This window comes from Streptomyces marokkonensis (assembly GCF_008312835.1).
In the GTDB taxonomy this organism is placed as follows: domain Bacteria; phylum Actinomycetota; class Actinomycetes; order Streptomycetales; family Streptomycetaceae; genus Streptomyces; species Streptomyces marokkonensis_A.
In genome coordinates, this window is the sequence record NZ_VSKS01000007.1 from 94,482 (window position 1) to 110,407 (window position 15,926).

Below are 15,926 nucleotides of genomic sequence, written 5' to 3' on the forward strand. Positions count from 1 at the left end.
GTCACAGCAGGCTGCTCCAGTACGTCCAGAAGCGGGTCAGGACCAGCAGGACGATGACGCCGTACCAGCCCGCCAGGAGGAGCCAGTGGCTCTCCAGCACCAGGTGGGCGGCGGCACGGGCACGGCGCGGCACGGGGATGACGCCGCGCCGTCCGTTGTGCAGGGTCACGTACCAGAACAGTGCGATGGTCACGACCCAGACGACGGCGCAGTACGGGCACAGGCGGTTGAGCTCGTACAGCGACTGCCAGATCAGCCAGTGCACGAATCCGACCGCCGCCAGCGCCCCGCCGTTCAGCGCGAGCCACAGCGCCCGGTGGAGCCGCGCACCTGTCACTACGGCCACGCCGAGGGCCGCCACCACGGCGAACGCGCCCAGCCCGAGCAGCATGTTGGGAAACCCCAGCAGGTTGCCCTGCCGGCTCGCCATGGCGCTGCCGCAGCCCACCACGGTGCTGACGTCGCACGACGGCCGGTAGGCCGGATCCCTGAGCAGACGCCAGTCGTCGACCGTCAGGCGGAAGGACGCCAGCCAGCCCACGGCACCGGTCACCGTCATGAGCCACCCGATGCCCCGTTCCGGCGCGGTGGCTTCCACCGTGCTCATGCGGTGCGCCGCCGCCGGTAGACCACGTAGGGGCGGACCAGGTAGCCGACCGGCGCGCTCCACACATGGACGAGGCGGGTGAACGGCCAGGCGGCGAAGAGCAGACACGCCGTGAGGGCGTGGAGCTGGAACAGCAGCGGGGCACCGGCGATCGCCCCGGGCTCGGGCGTCAGGGTGAACAGACCGCGGAACCACACGGAGACGGTGGAGCGGTAGTCGTAACCGGCGCCGAAGACGTTGTGGGCGGCGGTGGCGGTGATGCCGAGCAGCACGGTCGCGGACAGCAGCGGGAAGAGCACCTTGTCGCTGCGGTCGGTGCGGAGCCGGATCCGGGGGCTCAGCAGCCGGCGGGCGCACAGCATGCCGAGACCGACGACCATGGCGACGCCGGCGACCGAGCCCGCCCACACGGCGGTGGTGTGATAGGCGTGTTCGTCGATGCCCACCGCCTCCGTCCAGGAGGCCGGCACGGCGAGGCCCACGACGTGTCCGGCGATCACCATGAACGCGCCGAGGTGGAACAGCGGGCTGCCCCAGCGCAGCCAGCGGTGCTCCAGGAGCTGGCTGGTGCGGGAGGTCCAGCCGAACTGGTCCTGCCGGTACCGCCAGACGTGCCCGACGGCGAAGACCGCGAGGCAGACGTAGGGAACGGCGACCCACAGGAGCAGGTCGGCTGCGGAGGTGTTCATCGACGGTCTTCCTGACGGTGCGGTGCGGACGGCGGGACGAGGGTGGGCGGGGCCTGCCCGGGCGGGACGAAGGCGCCCGGCGGTGCGAACTCACCCGCCCCGTAGGGGTCGAGTCCGACCTCCTCGTCGGGCGGGCCCTGTGCGGCCAGTTCGGCGACCGCCCGCAGATCGGCCTCGGTCGGCGGCGGCAGCAGCTCGGTCAGCGCCGCGAACACGTGCCGGTAGGGGGAGTCCGCGTCGGTCAGGGCGCGGTGGATCAGTTCGATGCCGCGCCGGTGCTGGCGCAGCGGGGCCTCGCCCCGGCTGGGACCGGTCAGCGCGGCGAACTCCAGGACGACCGGGAGGTGGTCGGGCAGTTCGCCGCCGCCGGTGTCCCAGCCGGCGGCACGGTACCGCTGGGCCAGGGTGAGCAGGGCCATGCCCCGGCGGCGGGTGTCGCCGTGCAGGTAGTAGGTGAGGTAGAGGCTGCTGCGGCGGCGCAGGTCGAACGTCTCGACGTAGTGCCGCTCCAGGGCGTCCGTCTCCTGGCCGGTGAACCACGCGGTGAACTCGGCCAGATGCCCGGCCGCGGACGACGGCGGCAGCGCCGCGACGGTGCTGGTGATCACCGGGCGGGCGGCGGCGAGCTCGGCGTCGGGGTACTGCAGCAGCAGCGACATCAGCCGCAGCAGCAGCGCCCGCTGCTCCGTCTCCTCGGGGGTGAGCGGTACGGGCCGGGCGGCGCGGAGGGTACGGTCCGGGCGGCGCAGAGCGGCCCGCACCCTGGCGCGGACGATCCCGGGCATGGACGGGAGTCCCCCCGGGCGCTGGGCACTGGGGGAGGGCAGCGGGGTCACGGTCGGCCTCCGGCGGGGGTCTCGGGGGAGCGGCGGCGCAGGGTGGGGATGCCGAGCATCACGCGGCGGCCGTCGGAGGGCGCCGGGTCGCCGGAGGACTCGACGGGGCAGCGGTTCTCCATGGCGGTGAGCGCGGCGGCGTCCTCCTTGTGGGCGGCGGGGACGACGTAGCGGTCCTCGTACTTGGCGACGGCGAGCAGCCGGTGCAGGTCCTCGGCCTCCCGCGCGGTCAGCCCGACCGCCTTGAGCACCGCCTCGTCGCCCTCCTCGCCCAGGGTGCGCTCGCGCATGTACGAGCGGAGCGCGGTGAGCTTCATCAGGACCCCGCCGACGACGTCGGTGTCCCCGGCGCTGAACAGCTCCGCCAGATACTCAAGGGGGATACGCAGCCGGGTGACGGCGGCGAAGACATGGTCGGGATCGTCCTGGTTGCCGCCGGCCGCGTCGACCGCGTCGAGCACGGGAGAGAGCGGGGGCACGTACCAGACCATCGGCAGCGTGCGGTACTCCGGGTGCAGCGGCAGCGCCACCTTGTACTTCGACACCAGGGCGTGGACCGGGGAGCGGCGGGCCGCGTCCAGCCAGTCCTCCGGGATGCCCGACTCCCGCGCGGCGGCGATGACGTCGGGGTCGGACGGGTCGAGGAAGACGCCGCGCTGGGCGTCCAGCAGGTCCTTCTCGTCGGGCGTGGCGGCCGCCTCGCCGACGCGGTCGGCGTCGTACAGCAGCAGACCGAGGTAGCGCAGCCGGCCGACGCAGGTCTCGGAGCAGACGGTGGGCTGTCCGGCCTCGATGCGCGGGAAGCAGAAGGTGCACTTCTCGGCCTTGCCGGTGGCGTGGTTGACGTACACCTTCTTGTACGGGCACGCCGTCACGCACATCCGCCAGCCGCGGCACTTGTCCTGGTCGACCAGGACGATGCCGTCCTCGACCCGCTTGTACATCGCGCCGGACGGGCAGGCCGACACGCAGGCCGGGTTGAGACAGTGCTCGCACAGCCGGGGGAGGTGGAAGAGGAAGGTCTGCTCGAACTCGAACTTGACCTTCTCGGCCCACTCGCCGCTGAGGTTGGGATCGCCACCGGCGTTCTCCGGGGCGCCGCCCAGACCGTCCTCCCAGTTGGCGCCCCAGGTGATCTCGGTGGGTTTGCCGGTGAGGACCGAGCGGGGCCGGGCGACGGGCATGTCGGGCCCGGCGGGGGCGCTGATGAGGTTGTCGTAGTCGTAGGTGACCGGTTCGTAGTAGTCCTCGAGGGACGGCAGGTCGGGGTTGGAGAACAGCGACAGCAGCCGCTTGACCCGGCCGCCGGAGCGCAGGACCAGACGCCCGCGCCTGTCCAGCATCCAGCCGCCCTTCCACTGCTCCTGGTCCTCGTAGCGGCGGGGGTAGCCGACGCCGGGCTTGGTCTCGACGTTGTTGAACCAGGCGTACTCGACACCGGTGCGGTTGGTCCACGTCTGCTTGCAGGTGACCGAGCAGGTGTGGCACCCGATGCACTTGTCGAGGTTCATCACCATCGCGATCTGGGCCATCACTCGGCCGATGGGGGCTTCGCCACGGGGCATCTCAGTACTCCACTCGCTGGCTGCGGCGACGGATGACGGTGACCTCGTCACGCTGGTTGCCGGTCGGGCCGTAGTAGTTGAAGGCATAGGTGAACTGCGCGTAGCCGCCGGCGAGATGGGTCGGCTTGAGCAGCAGGCGGGTCAGTGAGTTGTGCATGCCGCCCCGCTTGCCGCTGACCTCGGTCTTCGGCACGTTCACGTTGCGGTCCTGGGCGTGGTACATGTACACGGTCCCCTCGGGCATCCGGTGGGTGACCACGGCCCGGCAGGCGACGACACCGTTGCGGTTGTACGCCTCGATCCACTCGTTGTCCTTGACGCCGATCTTCTCGGCGTCCTCCAGCGACATCCAGATGACCGGGCCGCCGCGCGACAGGTCGAGCATGTACTTGTTGTCCTGGTAGTTCGAGTGGATGGACCACTTCGAGTGCGGGGTGAGGTAGCGGACCGTGACCTCGGCCCTCCCGTCCTCGCGCAGGTGCTCGTCGCCGTAGTGCCGCGGGGTGTTCAACGGCGGCCGGTAGACCGGAAGCTGCTCACCCAGCTCGGTCATCCAGTCGTGCTGGACGAAGAAGTGCTGCCGGCCGGTGAGCGTGTGCCACGGCTTCTTGTGCTCGGTGTTGATCACGAAGGGGGAGTAGCGCCGGCCGCCGGTCTCCGAGCCCGACCACTCGTAGGAGGTGATCACGGAACGCGGCTGGGCGCGGGTGTCGGCGAAGGTGATCCGCTCGGCCTCGCGCTCGGCGGACAGCTCCACCAGCCCCTCGCTGCCGGTCTGCCGCTCCAGCTCACGGAAGCCCTCCGTGGCCAGCCGGCCGTTGGTGGTGCCGGACAGGGCCAGGATCGCCTCGCACATGTCGGAGGCGGTGGCCAGCGACGGGCGGCCGGCGGCCACTCCGTCACGTACGGTCCCGCAGCGGTGCCGCAGGTCCTCGATCTCCCGGTCGGGATGGACGGTGACGCCCTTGGTGGTGGTGCCCAGGGTGTCAAGCAGCGGACCGACGGCCCGCATCTTCTGCGCGGTGGCCGCGTAGTCCCGCTCGACGACCACCAGCTTGGGCATGGTGCGCCCGGGGACCGGCTCGCAGTCCCCGGTCTTCCAGTCGCGCACGACCCCGCCGGGCTGGGCGAGTTCGTCGGGGGTGTCGTGCAGCAGCGGCACCGCCAGGACGTCGGTGCGGCTGCCGAGGTGCTCGGCGGCGAGCTCGCTGAACCGGTCGGCGATGGTGAGGAAGCTGTCGTAGTCGGTACGCGCCTGCCAGGGCGGGGCGATGGCGGGGGTGAAGGCGTGCACGAAGGGGTGCATGTCGGTGCTCGACAGGTCGTCCTTCTCGTACCAGGTCGCGGCCGGCAGGACGACGTCGGAGAGCAGACCGGTGGAGGTCATCCGGAAGTCCATGGTGACCAGCAGGTCGAGCTTGCCCTCGGGCGCCTCGTCCCGCCAGACCACGTCCTTCGGGCGGGCCTCGGGCGGGGTCTCCTCGGAGCGGACGGCCGCGTCCGTGCCCAGCAGGTGGCGCAGGAAGTACTCGTTGCCCTTGCCGGAGGATCCCAGCAGGTTGGCACGCCAGACGGTCAGCACCCGGGGGAAGTTGGCGGGGTCGTCGGGGTCGTCGGCGGCGAACCGCAGCCGTCCCGCCTTCAGCTCGTCGACTATGTGCTCGGCGACCGGCCGGCCCGCCGCCTTCGCCTCGTCCGTCAGGTCGAGCGGATTGCGGTTGAAGCCGGGGTGCCCGGGCGTCCAGCCGAGCCGCACGGCCTGGGCGAGGCAGTCGGCGAACCCCTTGCCCGCGAAGCGTCCCTCGCCCAGCGGCGAGGCCAGCTCGTCCGGTCCGAACGCCTCGTACCGCCACTGGTCGGAGTTGAGGTACCAGTAGGACGTGCCGGCCATGTGCCGGGTGGGCCGCTGCCAGTCGAAGGCGAACGCGAGGTGCTGCAGGCCGGTGACCGGGCGGACCTTCTCCTGGCCGACGTAGTGCGCCCAGCCGCCGCCGTTGACGCCCTGGCAGCCGGTCATGGTGAGCAGGGCCAGGAAGGCGCGGTAGATGGTGTCGGAGTGGAACCAGTGGTTGGTGCCGGCCCCGAGGGCGATCATCGAACGGCCCTTGGTGCGTTCGGCGTTGCGGGCGAACTCCCGGGCGATCCGGGCCGCCTGCTCCGCGGGCACGGACGTGATCGTCTCCTGCCAGGCCGGGGTGTACGGCTCGCCGGCGTCGTCGTAGGAGGACGGCCAGCTGCCCGGCAGACCCGGCCGCCGCACACCGTACTGGGCCAGCATCAGGTCGAAGACGGTGGTGACGCGGCGCCCGGCGACCGTGTGGACCGGAACACCGCGGACCATGGTCGTGCCGCCCTCGGTGGCGCCCTCGTCGAAGCGGGGCAGCACGATCTCGGCCGTCTCCCCGGCCCGCTCCAGCACGCTCAGTTCCGGAGTCACGTCGCCGAGGTCGAGGTTCCAGCGGCCCTGCTCGCCCTTGGCCCAGCGGAAGCCGAGCGAGCCGTTGGGCACGACCGGCTCACCCGTGGCGGAGTCCAGGAGCACCGTCTTGGAGCCGGCGTTCTCCTCCTCGTGCCCGAGGTCGGCGGCGGTCAGGAAACCGTCCGGGACGAGACCGCCCCGCGTGTGCTCGCGCAGGGTGACCAGGAACGGGGCGTCGGTGAACTTCCGCAGGTAGTCCCGGAAGTAGGGGACCTCGCGGTCGACGAGGAACTCGCGCAGGATGACGTGGCCCATCGCCATGGCCAGCGCGCCGTCGGTGCCCGGGTGCGGGGACATCCACTCGTCGGCGTGCTTGACGTTGTCGGCGTAGTCCGGGCTGACCGCGACGACCTTGGTGCCGTTGTAGCGGGTCTCGGTCAGGAAGTGCGCGTCGGGCGTGCGGGTGACCGGGATGTTGGAGCCCCACATGATCAGGTAGCCGGCGTTCCACCAGTCCGCGGCCTCCGGCACGTCCGTCTGGTCACCGAAGACCTGCGGGGAGGCGACCGGCAGGTCGGCGTACCAGTCGTAGAACGACAGCAGGGTGCCGCCGATCAGCGACATGAACCGGGCCCCGGCCGCGAAGGACGCCATCGACATCGCCGGGATCGGCGAGAAGCCGGCGACGCGGTCCGGGCCGTACTGCTTGACGGTGTGCACATGGGCGGCGGCGACCAGCTCCGAGACCTCGTCCCAGTCGGCGCGGACCAGACCGCCCTTGCCGCGGGCCCGCTTGTACGCGCGGGCCTTGGCCGGGTCACCGGTGATCTCCGCCCACGCCGCCACCGGGTCGCCCAGCCGCCTGCGCGCCTCGCGCCAGAGCTTCAGCAACTCGCCCCGCACGTAGGGGTAGCGGACCCGGCTGGGGGAGTAGGTGTACCAGGAGAACGACGCCCCGCGCGGACAGCCGCGCGGCTCGTACTCGGGGCAGTCGGTGCCGATCGAGGGGTAGTCGGTGGCCTGGTGCTCCCAGGTGATGATGCCGTCCTTGACGTACACCATCCAGGAGCAGGAACCGGTGCAGTTGACGCCGTGGGTGGAGCGCACCACCTTGTCGTGGGACCAGCGGTCCCGGTAGAAGCCCTCCCACTTCGGGTCGCCCTCGCCGAAGACCGCACGTCCGTCGGACGAGACCTCCCGGCGGTTCAGCAGTCTGCGCGCGGCCAGTGGCCAGGTCCCATGAGCCGGCTCGTGCCCCCGGCGTGCGCTCTGATCGTTCTCCATGGTCAGGAACCTAGGTTTCCGCCGTGGGGGCGGCCTTGGGCCGAACGGCCCCGGTCACCCGTCCTACCGGCCCGGTCTCGGGCCGGGTGCCCGGGACCAGGGCCCCGGGACCCCGACTCGACGGGCTCGGCCCGTTCGCCGGCCCCGTGGCCACCCGGTGACCTCCGGCCGCCCGGGCGGCAGTTCCCGCCCGGCGCCCGTGACGGGGCGCACGGGTGCGCCACTTGGGCCGAAGTGCCCACTCCACCCCGGCCGTCCGGCCCCGGTCCGGACCGGTGGGCGGGGACCGGTCGGCGCCCCCGCGCGGGCCCGCCCGGCCCAGGTGACGGACGGGAGGGGCGGGTGATGCTGGGGCGTGACCGGCCGGGAAGTGAACAGGCCGCCACGTCACCCTGTCCGGCCACGTCTTCTCGTACCACGGGCCGGGCAGCAGGCGCGGCGAGCTCCCGGACCGGTCACCGTCCGGCCGTTCCTCAGTCACGGCCGGACCCGCGGTCCACCACGTCCCCGGCCGGCGTCCACCCGTGCCGGCCGCCCGCCAGCGGGGTTTGCGTCAGGGACGTGGTGGCCCGCACGGCCCCGATCGCCCCGCACCGTTCCCACCCGCACCGGTCGTCCGGCCGGTCACGAACCGCTGGAGACACCTCATGAGTGCTCCCACCCTCGCGTCGTCCGCCGAGGACGCCGCGGCGCTCGAAGCGGCCGAGGCCCGGCACGCCCGCACGGCAGGGGAACTGGCCGGCCGTGTGGCGCTGCTGACCACCGCAGCCGGGTGTGATCCGCGCGCGGCCGAGAAGCTCCGCACGGGCCTCGTGGCCTTCTGCGAGCGGGAACTGCTGCCGCACGCGGCCGCCGAGGAGGCCGCACTCTACCCGGTCGCCCGGACCATGCCCGACGCCCGTCTGCTCATGGTGAGCCTGGCCGCCGAGCACCGCTGCATCGCCGGTCTCGTGGACGCGGTACGCGCGGCCGCCTCCCCGGCGGACGCGGTGGCCCACGCCCGGGCCCTGCAGGTCTTCTTCGAGGAACACACCGCCAAGGAGAACGGCCTGGTCCTGCCCCTCCTGGCCATGGCACCCGGGGTCCGTCTGGCCACGCTGCTGGACGACCTGCACGACCGGCTGACACCGCCCGCGCCGGCCGGCGCGGGCCGTCCCGCCCACGACACGCAGAACGACGGCACGCACCCGAGAACGAAGGACGGCACCCGATGAACCTTGCGCCCCGCCGAGCCGGCGCCCTGATCGGCCTGACCGGCATCGCCCTGACAACCGCCGGGCCGGTGATGCTGCTCCGCGGGCGCGGCGGACGCCAGGAGATACGGGCGGAACTGGCCGCGCAGAGGATCACCTTCCCCCACCACGGCCTGCCCGGGCACCTCGCGCGCTTCGCGGGCCGCCCCGTGCGGACCGGCGGTGAGGCCCACGCCTACGCCGAGCTCATCAAGGACCACCTCACCCGGGCCACCGGGGGCCGCACCTACGCGGAGATCACCGACGAACTGCACGCCGGCGGGGGCGACGCCGACAAGCTCGCCGAGCTCCGTCAGACCGCCTTCATGGGCGAGACCCTGCGCGCCTCCCTGCTGTCCGCCTACCAGGCGTGGCACCTCACCACCCTCGTCACCGGCCTCGGTGCCCTGCTGACCGGTGCCGGGGCCGCCCTCGTGGCCACGGCGAACGCCCTGGGAGCGGACCGGCGCCACACCTGACCGGGTCCGGTGACTCCCGCGCCGCCCCGGCCGCGACCAGCGGTCCGGGGCGGCGCACGTCTGCGCGGAGGCCGCCCGGCCCCGCCGTGCACCCGCGAGGGACCAACGGCCCACCGGGCCGGGACCGGTCGGCCGGGGCGCCGCCCGGCCCGGTGCGACAGGCTGACACCGACCGACCCGGAGGTGTCCCGTGTACAACCGCAACCAGTATCCGTGCGGCCGTTTCCCCCGCAGATCCCCGTCACGGATGCGGCGCGCGGTCCGGGCCGGTCACCGTTCGGCAGCCCGGGCCGTCCGTGCCGACTCCCGGGCCGCCGGACGCGCGCCCCGCACCTGCGCGGGACGGAGGACCCGGTGAGCGGCGCACGAGCGATCAGGCGGCAGCACCAGGACGTCGACGACCGGCCGTTCATCGTCATCTGGGAATCCACCCGGGCCTGCCCGCTGGCCTGTCTGCACTGCCGGGCCGAGGCCGTCCCCGACCGTGACCCGCGCGAGCTGGACACGGCGGCCGCCAAGGACCTGCTGCGCCAGGTCGCCGCGTTCGGCCGGCCCGCCCCGCTGTTCGTCATCACCGGCGGCGATCCGTTCCAGCGTCCCGACCTGAACGAACTGATCGGGTACGGCGAGGAGGTGGGCGTCCGCGTCGCCGTGTCGCCCTCCGGCACCCCGACGCTCACACCGCAGCGGCTGCGGGAGGTGCACGACGCCGGAGCGGTCGGGCTCTCGCTCAGCCTGGACGGGTCCACCGCCGCACTGCACGACGGCTTCCGTGGTGTGCCCGGCGTGTACCGGTGGACGCTGGACGCCTGGGACGCCGCCCGGGCCATGGGCATGAAGGTGCAGATCAACACCACGGTCGCCCGGCACAACCTGCACGACCTGCCGGACATCGTCCGCCTGGTCCGCGACCACGGGGCGATGCTGTGGAGCGCCTTCTTCCTGGTGCCCACCGGGCGCGGCCGGCAGCTCGGTGAACTCACGCCCGCCGAGACAGAGGACGTACTGAACTTCGTGTACGACGTCGGGCTGACCGTGCCCGCCAAGACCACCGAGGCCCACCACTTCCGCCGGGTCGCGCTCCAGCGCGCGGTCCTCGCGGACACCGGTGACGACCACATGGCGGTGCTGGGGCTCGGCCCGCTCTACCGGCAACTGCGCGAGCGCTCCACCGCGCTGGGCCTGGACTCCGGGGGCCGGCGGGCCAGGCGGCCGCCGCTGGACGTCAACGCGGCCCGCGGCTTCGTCTTCGTGTCGCACACCGGCACCGTGCACCCCAGCGGATTCCTGCCCCTGGGCGCGGGCAGTGTGCGCACCCGACCCCTGGCGGAGATCTACCGCTCCTCGGAGCTGTTCACCGGCCTGCGGGACGCCGACGGGCTGGGCGGCCGGTGCGGGCGGTGCGAGTTCCGCCGGGTCTGCGGCGGATCCCGGTCCCGCGCCTACGGCGTGACCGGCGACCCGTACGCCGAGGAACCCTGGTGCGGCTACCGGCCCGGTTCCTTCCCGTACCAACGGGAACTGGCGGTGCTGCTGTCCGGTACCGGTACCGGACAGCAGCACGGGCCCGACGACCCGGGCGCCGGCGGTCCCGCCGTCCCGCACCCCCGCGCCGAGCACCGAGGAGCACCGTGACCGCCCAGCAGGACCAGCCCGCATCCACCGGCGCCGGCCGCTCCGCACGGCGGCCCGCCCTGCTGGGCACGGCGGCCGGCGCGGCACTGACCGTACTGGCCGTGCTCGCCGCCAACAGCGGCGGCGGGACCGGCGATCCCGCCGTCGCGGCGGGCACGGGGGCCGGGGGTGCCACCGTCACACGCACCGTCGAGGTCACCCTGGCGGCCATGCGTGTCCGCCCCGCCCGCATCGAGGTCACCGAGGGCACCGCCCTGCGCCTGAAGGTCACCAACACCGACGCCGCGCGCCACGACCTCAAGGTGGAGGACGGGCCCGCCACCCCGCTGCTCACCCGCGGCCAGAGCCGCACCCTCGACCTCGGGACCGTCACCCGGGACCGCGAGGCGTGGTGCACCCTGCCCGGGCACCGCGCGGCCGGCATGACCCTGGACATCGTCGTCCGCGACACCGAGGGCGGCTCCGCCCACCGGGCGGCCGGGGACGCGCACGGCGACCCCACCGACGACGCGCACGGCGGCCACTCCGCGCCCGCCGGCAACGGCACCGGCCCGGACCTCGGCGCCGACTTCTCCCGGGGCTGGCGGGAGCGCACCGCCGACCTCGCCCCCGCCCCCGGCGGACGCCTCCACAAGGTGGAGCTGCGCGCCGCCCACACCACGGCCGAGGTCGCCCCCGGCGTGAAACAGCAGATGTGGACCTTCGGCGGCACCGCCCCCGGCCCCACCCTGCGCGGCAAGGTCGGCGACGTCTTCGAGATCACCCTGGTCAACGACGACGAGGGCATGGGGCACGGCATCGACTTCCACGCCGGTTCCCTGGCCCCCGACCGGCCCATGCGCACCCTCGAGCCCGGCGAACGCCTGGTCTACCGGTTCCGCGCGGAGCGGGCCGGAGCCTGGCTGTACCACTGCAGCACCGCCCCCATGCTCCAGCACATCGGCAACGGCATGTACGGCGCCGTCGTCATCGACCCGCCGGATCTGAAGAAGGTGGACCACGAATACCTCCTGGTCTCCTCCGCGCTCTACCTGGGCACCCCCGGCAGCACCGCCCAGGTGGCCAAGATGCGCGAGGGCACACCCGACGCATGGGCCTTCAACGGCGCCGCCGCCCAGTACGCCAAGCGGCCCCTGACCGTGAAGGCCGGGGAACGGGCCCGGTTCTGGGTGATCGACGCCGGGCCGAGCGACCCCGTCGCCTTCCACATCGTGGGAACCGTCTTCGACACGGTGTACAAGGAGGGCGCCTACCTGCTGACACCCGGCCGGCCGGGCGGGGCGCAGGTGCTGGACCTGGCCCCCGCGCAGGGCGGGTTCGTCGAGACCACGTTCCCCGAGGCCGGGCACTACTCCTTCGTCGACCACGACATGCGGCACGCCGAGGCCGGGGCGCACGGCACGGTGGAGGTGAGCCGGTAGTGGACACCGTAGGACTCTGGTCCCTGGTGCGCTTCGCGCATGTGGCCGGTGCCGCGCTGTGGGTCGGGGGACAGCTGGCCCTGTCGCTGGTGATCCTGCCGCTCGCCAGGCGTCTGCTCGGGCCCGAGGCCAAGGACCGCTTCACCGCCGAGGCGGGACGCCGGTTCGGGATGCTCACCGGGGCGCTGTTCCTGCCGGTGCAGCTCGGTACGGGGGTCGCGATGGCCTGGCACAAGGGCGTCACCTGGGCGTCCCTCGCCGAACCCGGCTACGGCCGCACCCTGGCGGCCAAACTCGCCCTGTTCGTCCTGGTCATGGCCGCCGCGGCCGGACACGGCATCGCCCACGCGCGCCACCGCGCCGACCTGGCCCGGGCCCTCGCCGTCGTCTCGCTGGTCGGCTCCCTCGGGGTCGTCCTCCTCGCCACCGCGCTGCCGGCCACATAGGGCGTCGTGAGCACGCCCCTGCGGCGGTGCCGGCGAGGCGCCGCCGCCTTCCTGCGTCCTGATCCCGACGACACCGCCGGGTCCGCTCGGCGCGGGGCGAAGGGCCGGGTGGCCCTCGTCGCGCGCCGGGCGGTGACGGAGGGTGGGGATCAAGGACAGTCCTCCTCCACCTGGAGGTTCCCGCACAGCGAGGAGCCACGATGCACACCGACAAGATCGACGCCCTCGCGCTGGAGACGCTGCTGGCCGCGGCGGTGGCGGCGCCGTCGATCCACAACACGCAGCCCTGGCGCTTCGGCTTCGACCTGAGCACCCGGGCGGTCACGGTCCACGCCGACCGCAGCCGGTCCCTGGCCCTCGCCGACCCGGAGGGGCGGGCCATGTACCTGTCCGCGGGCTCGGCGGTGTTCAACCTGCGGGTCGCCGCGGCCCACCTCGGCTGGCAGCCCGTGCCCCACCTGCTGCCGGACCCCTGCGACCCCGAACTGCTCGCCACCGTGCAGCTGACCGTCCCCGCCGACAACGCGCCGGACTACCGCACGCTGTACACGGCCGTGGCCCGGCGCCACTCCAGCCGGATGCCGTTCACCGGCCGCCCGGTGCCCGAGCCGGTCGTCGCCGACCTGGTCGCCGCCGCGCGGGCCGAGGGCGCGCACCTGTACGTCCCGGACATCCTCCACACCCGCCGGCTGCTGCGAGTGACGTCGGCGGCCGAACTGCGCAACACCGCGGACGAGGCGCGTACGGCCGAGAGCCGCGCCTGGATCGCTCCGCCCGGATCGAGTCCCTACGGCATCCCGTTCACCACGTCCCGCCCGCTCGACGCCGCCGGGCGCATGCCGATGCGTGACTTCACCGGCCGCCCGCCCGCGCCCGGACGGCCGCGCCTGCGGTTCGAACGGCACGCCCAGGTCGCCCTGCTGTGGACCGTCGGAGACCGGCCGCGTGACTGGCTGCTGGCGGGCCAGGCACTGGAACGGGCACTTCTGGTGGCCACGGTGCACGGGGTGCGGACCTCGCTCCTCCATCAGGCCATGGAATGGCCGGACCTGCGGTCGGCGATGCGGGCCCCCGCGGCCAAGTGGTGCAGCCCGCACGTGCTGATCCGCTTCGGTTACGGCCCCGAGGCGAGGGGTACGCGTACGCCTCGCGCGGCGGCACGTCCGGCCGACCGGCCGGTGCCGCACGCCGTTCGGACCTCACAACCGGGACCGCCGGACCCCGGCGCGAAGGACTGACGGCCCAACGCGTCACCGCGTCCCCCCGGCCGATAGTGGTCGTTGGGACGCCGGCACAGAGTCCGGGCACCCGCGGCACCGACGTGATCGGGCCGCACCGCGAACAGGGAGGACGGGCGGCATGCTCCAGCCGTCGAGCACATCCGATCGAGCACCGCGACCCGGTGCGGCCGTGACCGGCCGGGCCTGGCTGATGCTGGCCCTGGCCACGGCCGGGTTCGCCCTGAACTTCTGGGCCTGGGCCCTGCTCAGCCCTCTCGCCCCCCGGCTCCAGGACTCCCTGGGCCTGTCGTCGTTCCAGCAGTCGCTGCTGGTGGCCGTGCCGGTGATCGTGGGCTCCCTGGGCCGCATCCCGGTCGGGGCCCTCACCGACCGGTTCGGCGGACGGGTGATGTTCCCGCTGGTCTCCGCGGCCACCATCGTGCCCGTGCTCTACCTGGGTCTGGCCGGGCACTCCTCGCTCCCCGCCCTGCTGGCCGGCGGCTTCTTCCTCGGAATCGGCGGCACCGCGTTCGCCGTCGGTGTGCCGTTCGTCAGCGCGTGGTTCCCGCCCGAGCGCCGGGGCCTGGCCATCGGGGTCTTCGGAGCCGGCATGGGCGGCACCGCGATCAGCGCACTCACCACGGTCAAGCTCGTCGACGCGAACGGGATGGCCAACCCCTTCCTGATCACCGCCGCGGTGCTCGCCGTGTACGCGGTGGCTTCGGCCCTCCTGCTGCGCGACGCCCCCGGGCGGACCGTGCCGACCGAGCCGCTGGCCCGCCGGCTGAGCGCCACCTTCAAGCTGAGCGTCACCTGGCAGGCCTCCGCCCTGTACGCGGTGGCCTTCGGCGGCTACGTCGCCTTCTCCGTGTACCTGCCCACCTACCTCAAGACCGGTTACGGCCTCACCCAGGCGGACGCGGCCAACCGCATGGCGGGGTTCGTGCTGCTGGCCGTGGCCATGCGGCCCGTCGGCGGCTGGCTGTCGGACCGCATCGGCCCGGTGCGGGTGCTGAGCGGCTCACTGGCCCTGGTGGTCGCCGGCGCGTTCGTGCAGTCGTTCACCCCGTCCCTGGCACCCGTCGGCACCATCGCCTTCCTCACCATGGCCGCCGCGCTCGGCGCGGGCAGCGGCGCCGTCTTCGCCCTGGTGGCCCTGCTGGCCCCGGCGAACAAGGTCGGATCGGTCACCGGCGTCGTCGGCGCGGCCGGCGGCCTCGGCGGCTTCCTGCCCCCGCTGGTGATGGGCGCCCTGTACGGCGCGTACGGCTCCTACGCCTGGGGCCTGATCCTGCTGGCCCTGGTGGCCGCGGCGGCGCTGTTCTACACCGGGACCGTCGTCCGCCGCGGCATCGACCGCCGCGTCACCGCCCCCCAGGCGCACTGACCTCTCACCGCGTCAAGGAGTCACATCATGTGCGAGTACTGCGGCTGCCAGTCGCTCACGGCGATCGACGAACTCACCCGCGAGCACGACGAGGTGGTGCACCTGATCAGCCACGTCCGTGACGCCCGCCGCGACGGCGACATCGACCGGATGGCGGAGCTGGCCCGCCGGATCGGTGACGTGCTGGAGCCGCACACCGAGGTGGAGGAGCACGGGCTGTTCCCCGCGCTCGCCGACGAGTTCCCCGAGCAGCTGGCCGTCCTGGAGGAGGAGCACCGCCGGATCGAGGCCGTGCTGGCGGAGGCCGGGGCGGGCGCGCCGCGGGACGCCACCTGGCCGGACCGGCTGATCCGGACGCTCGACCTGCTGCGCCTGCACATCCTGAAGGAACAGGACGGTGTCTTCCCGGCCGCGCTGGCGGCGCTGTCCACCGAGGAATGGGAGACGGTCGAGGCGGTGCGCGCCCGCGCCGGCACCCGCATGGAGCAGCCGGCCGGCTGAGACGGGCCAGGTCCGACCGGCCGCTCCACCTCCCGGACGGTGTGAAAGGAGGGTACAAAGGGACTCGCGGTCAAAAAGATGCACTGGTTCCGCATATCTGTCCGGCGGTCAGGTAAGACGAGCCAGTGCGTACGACGGCCGGGACCCGAGCGAGCATCCCACGGGCGCGCAGCGTCCGGGAAGGAGCGACGGAGTGAGCACGGAG

The 15,926-nt window shown here is 73.3% G+C and carries 13 protein-coding genes; 8 read left to right on the forward strand and 5 right to left on the reverse strand.

From position 1 onward, the window contains the following. Position 1: 1 nt before the first annotated feature. Genes F1615_RS14395 through F1615_RS14415 form a run of 5 tightly spaced genes read right to left on the reverse strand, consistent with a single transcriptional unit; the run spans position 2 to position 7,400 of the window. Positions 2-607: a vitamin K epoxide reductase family protein gene (locus F1615_RS14395; protein WP_244328734.1), complete on the reverse strand. Its 606-nt coding sequence runs from the start codon at positions 605-607 to the stop codon at positions 2-4. Further along, positions 604-1,296, reverse strand: coding sequence for a respiratory nitrate reductase subunit gamma (narI, locus tag F1615_RS14400; RefSeq protein WP_149549362.1), 693 nt, complete (start codon positions 1,294-1,296; stop codon positions 604-606). Before narI ends, F1615_RS14395 begins: the two co-directional genes overlap by 4 nt. Further along, a complete protein-coding gene (narJ, locus tag F1615_RS14405; RefSeq protein WP_149549363.1) occupies positions 1,293-2,081 on the reverse strand; it encodes a nitrate reductase molybdenum cofactor assembly chaperone in 789 nt (262 codons plus the stop codon). Before narJ ends, narI begins: the two co-directional genes overlap by 4 nt. Before the next feature lie 47 nt (positions 2,082-2,128). Next, positions 2,129-3,697, reverse strand: coding sequence for a nitrate reductase subunit beta (gene narH / locus F1615_RS14410; protein ID WP_149549364.1), 1,569 nt, complete (start codon positions 3,695-3,697; stop codon positions 2,129-2,131). 1 nt (position 3,698) lies between these two features. Then, positions 3,699-7,400 (reverse strand): nitrate reductase subunit alpha, encoded by a 3,702-nt coding sequence (locus F1615_RS14415; protein WP_149549365.1) that lies wholly within the window; start codon positions 7,398-7,400, stop codon positions 3,699-3,701. Positions 7,401-8,047: 647 nt separating this feature from the next. Here F1615_RS14415 and F1615_RS14420 point away from each other — a divergent pair. The 8 genes from F1615_RS14420 to F1615_RS14455 all read left to right on the forward strand — a co-directional run bounded on the left by F1615_RS14420 (position 8,048) and on the right by F1615_RS14455 (position 15,721). Continuing rightward, entirely contained in the window at positions 8,048-8,614 is a 567-nt protein-coding gene (locus F1615_RS14420) for a hemerythrin domain-containing protein (protein ID WP_149549366.1), read from the forward strand. Further along, positions 8,611-9,111 (forward strand): hypothetical protein, encoded by a 501-nt coding sequence (locus F1615_RS14425; RefSeq protein WP_149549367.1) that lies wholly within the window; start codon positions 8,611-8,613, stop codon positions 9,109-9,111. Before F1615_RS14420 ends, F1615_RS14425 begins: the two co-directional genes overlap by 4 nt. A 354-nt stretch (positions 9,112-9,465) precedes the next feature. Continuing rightward, positions 9,466-10,746 carry a TIGR04053 family radical SAM/SPASM domain-containing protein gene (locus F1615_RS14430; protein WP_244328735.1) on the forward strand — a complete coding sequence of 427 codons (1,281 nt, stop codon included), beginning with the start codon at positions 9,466-9,468 and terminating at the stop codon, positions 10,744-10,746. Further along, positions 10,743-12,167: a multicopper oxidase domain-containing protein gene (locus F1615_RS14435; RefSeq protein ID WP_149549368.1), complete on the forward strand. Its 1,425-nt coding sequence runs from the start codon at positions 10,743-10,745 to the stop codon at positions 12,165-12,167. The genes F1615_RS14430 and F1615_RS14435 overlap by 4 nt, the downstream gene beginning before the upstream one ends. After that, positions 12,167-12,613, forward strand: a complete 447-nt coding sequence (locus F1615_RS14440) for a hypothetical protein (protein WP_149549369.1) — start codon at positions 12,167-12,169, stop codon at positions 12,611-12,613. The genes F1615_RS14435 and F1615_RS14440 overlap by 1 nt, the downstream gene beginning before the upstream one ends. Positions 12,614-12,813: 200 nt before the next feature. Next, a complete protein-coding gene (locus tag F1615_RS14445) occupies positions 12,814-13,851 on the forward strand; it encodes an Acg family FMN-binding oxidoreductase (RefSeq protein WP_244328736.1) in 1,038 nt (345 codons plus the stop codon). Between the two features lie 121 nt (positions 13,852-13,972). After that, positions 13,973-15,220 (forward strand): MFS transporter, encoded by a 1,248-nt coding sequence (locus F1615_RS14450; RefSeq protein ID WP_149549370.1) that lies wholly within the window; start codon positions 13,973-13,975, stop codon positions 15,218-15,220. Positions 15,221-15,247: 27 nt separating this feature from the next. Then, positions 15,248-15,721, forward strand: coding sequence for a hemerythrin domain-containing protein (locus F1615_RS14455; protein WP_149549371.1), 474 nt, complete (start codon positions 15,248-15,250; stop codon positions 15,719-15,721). Positions 15,722-15,926: the final 205 nt, after the last annotated feature.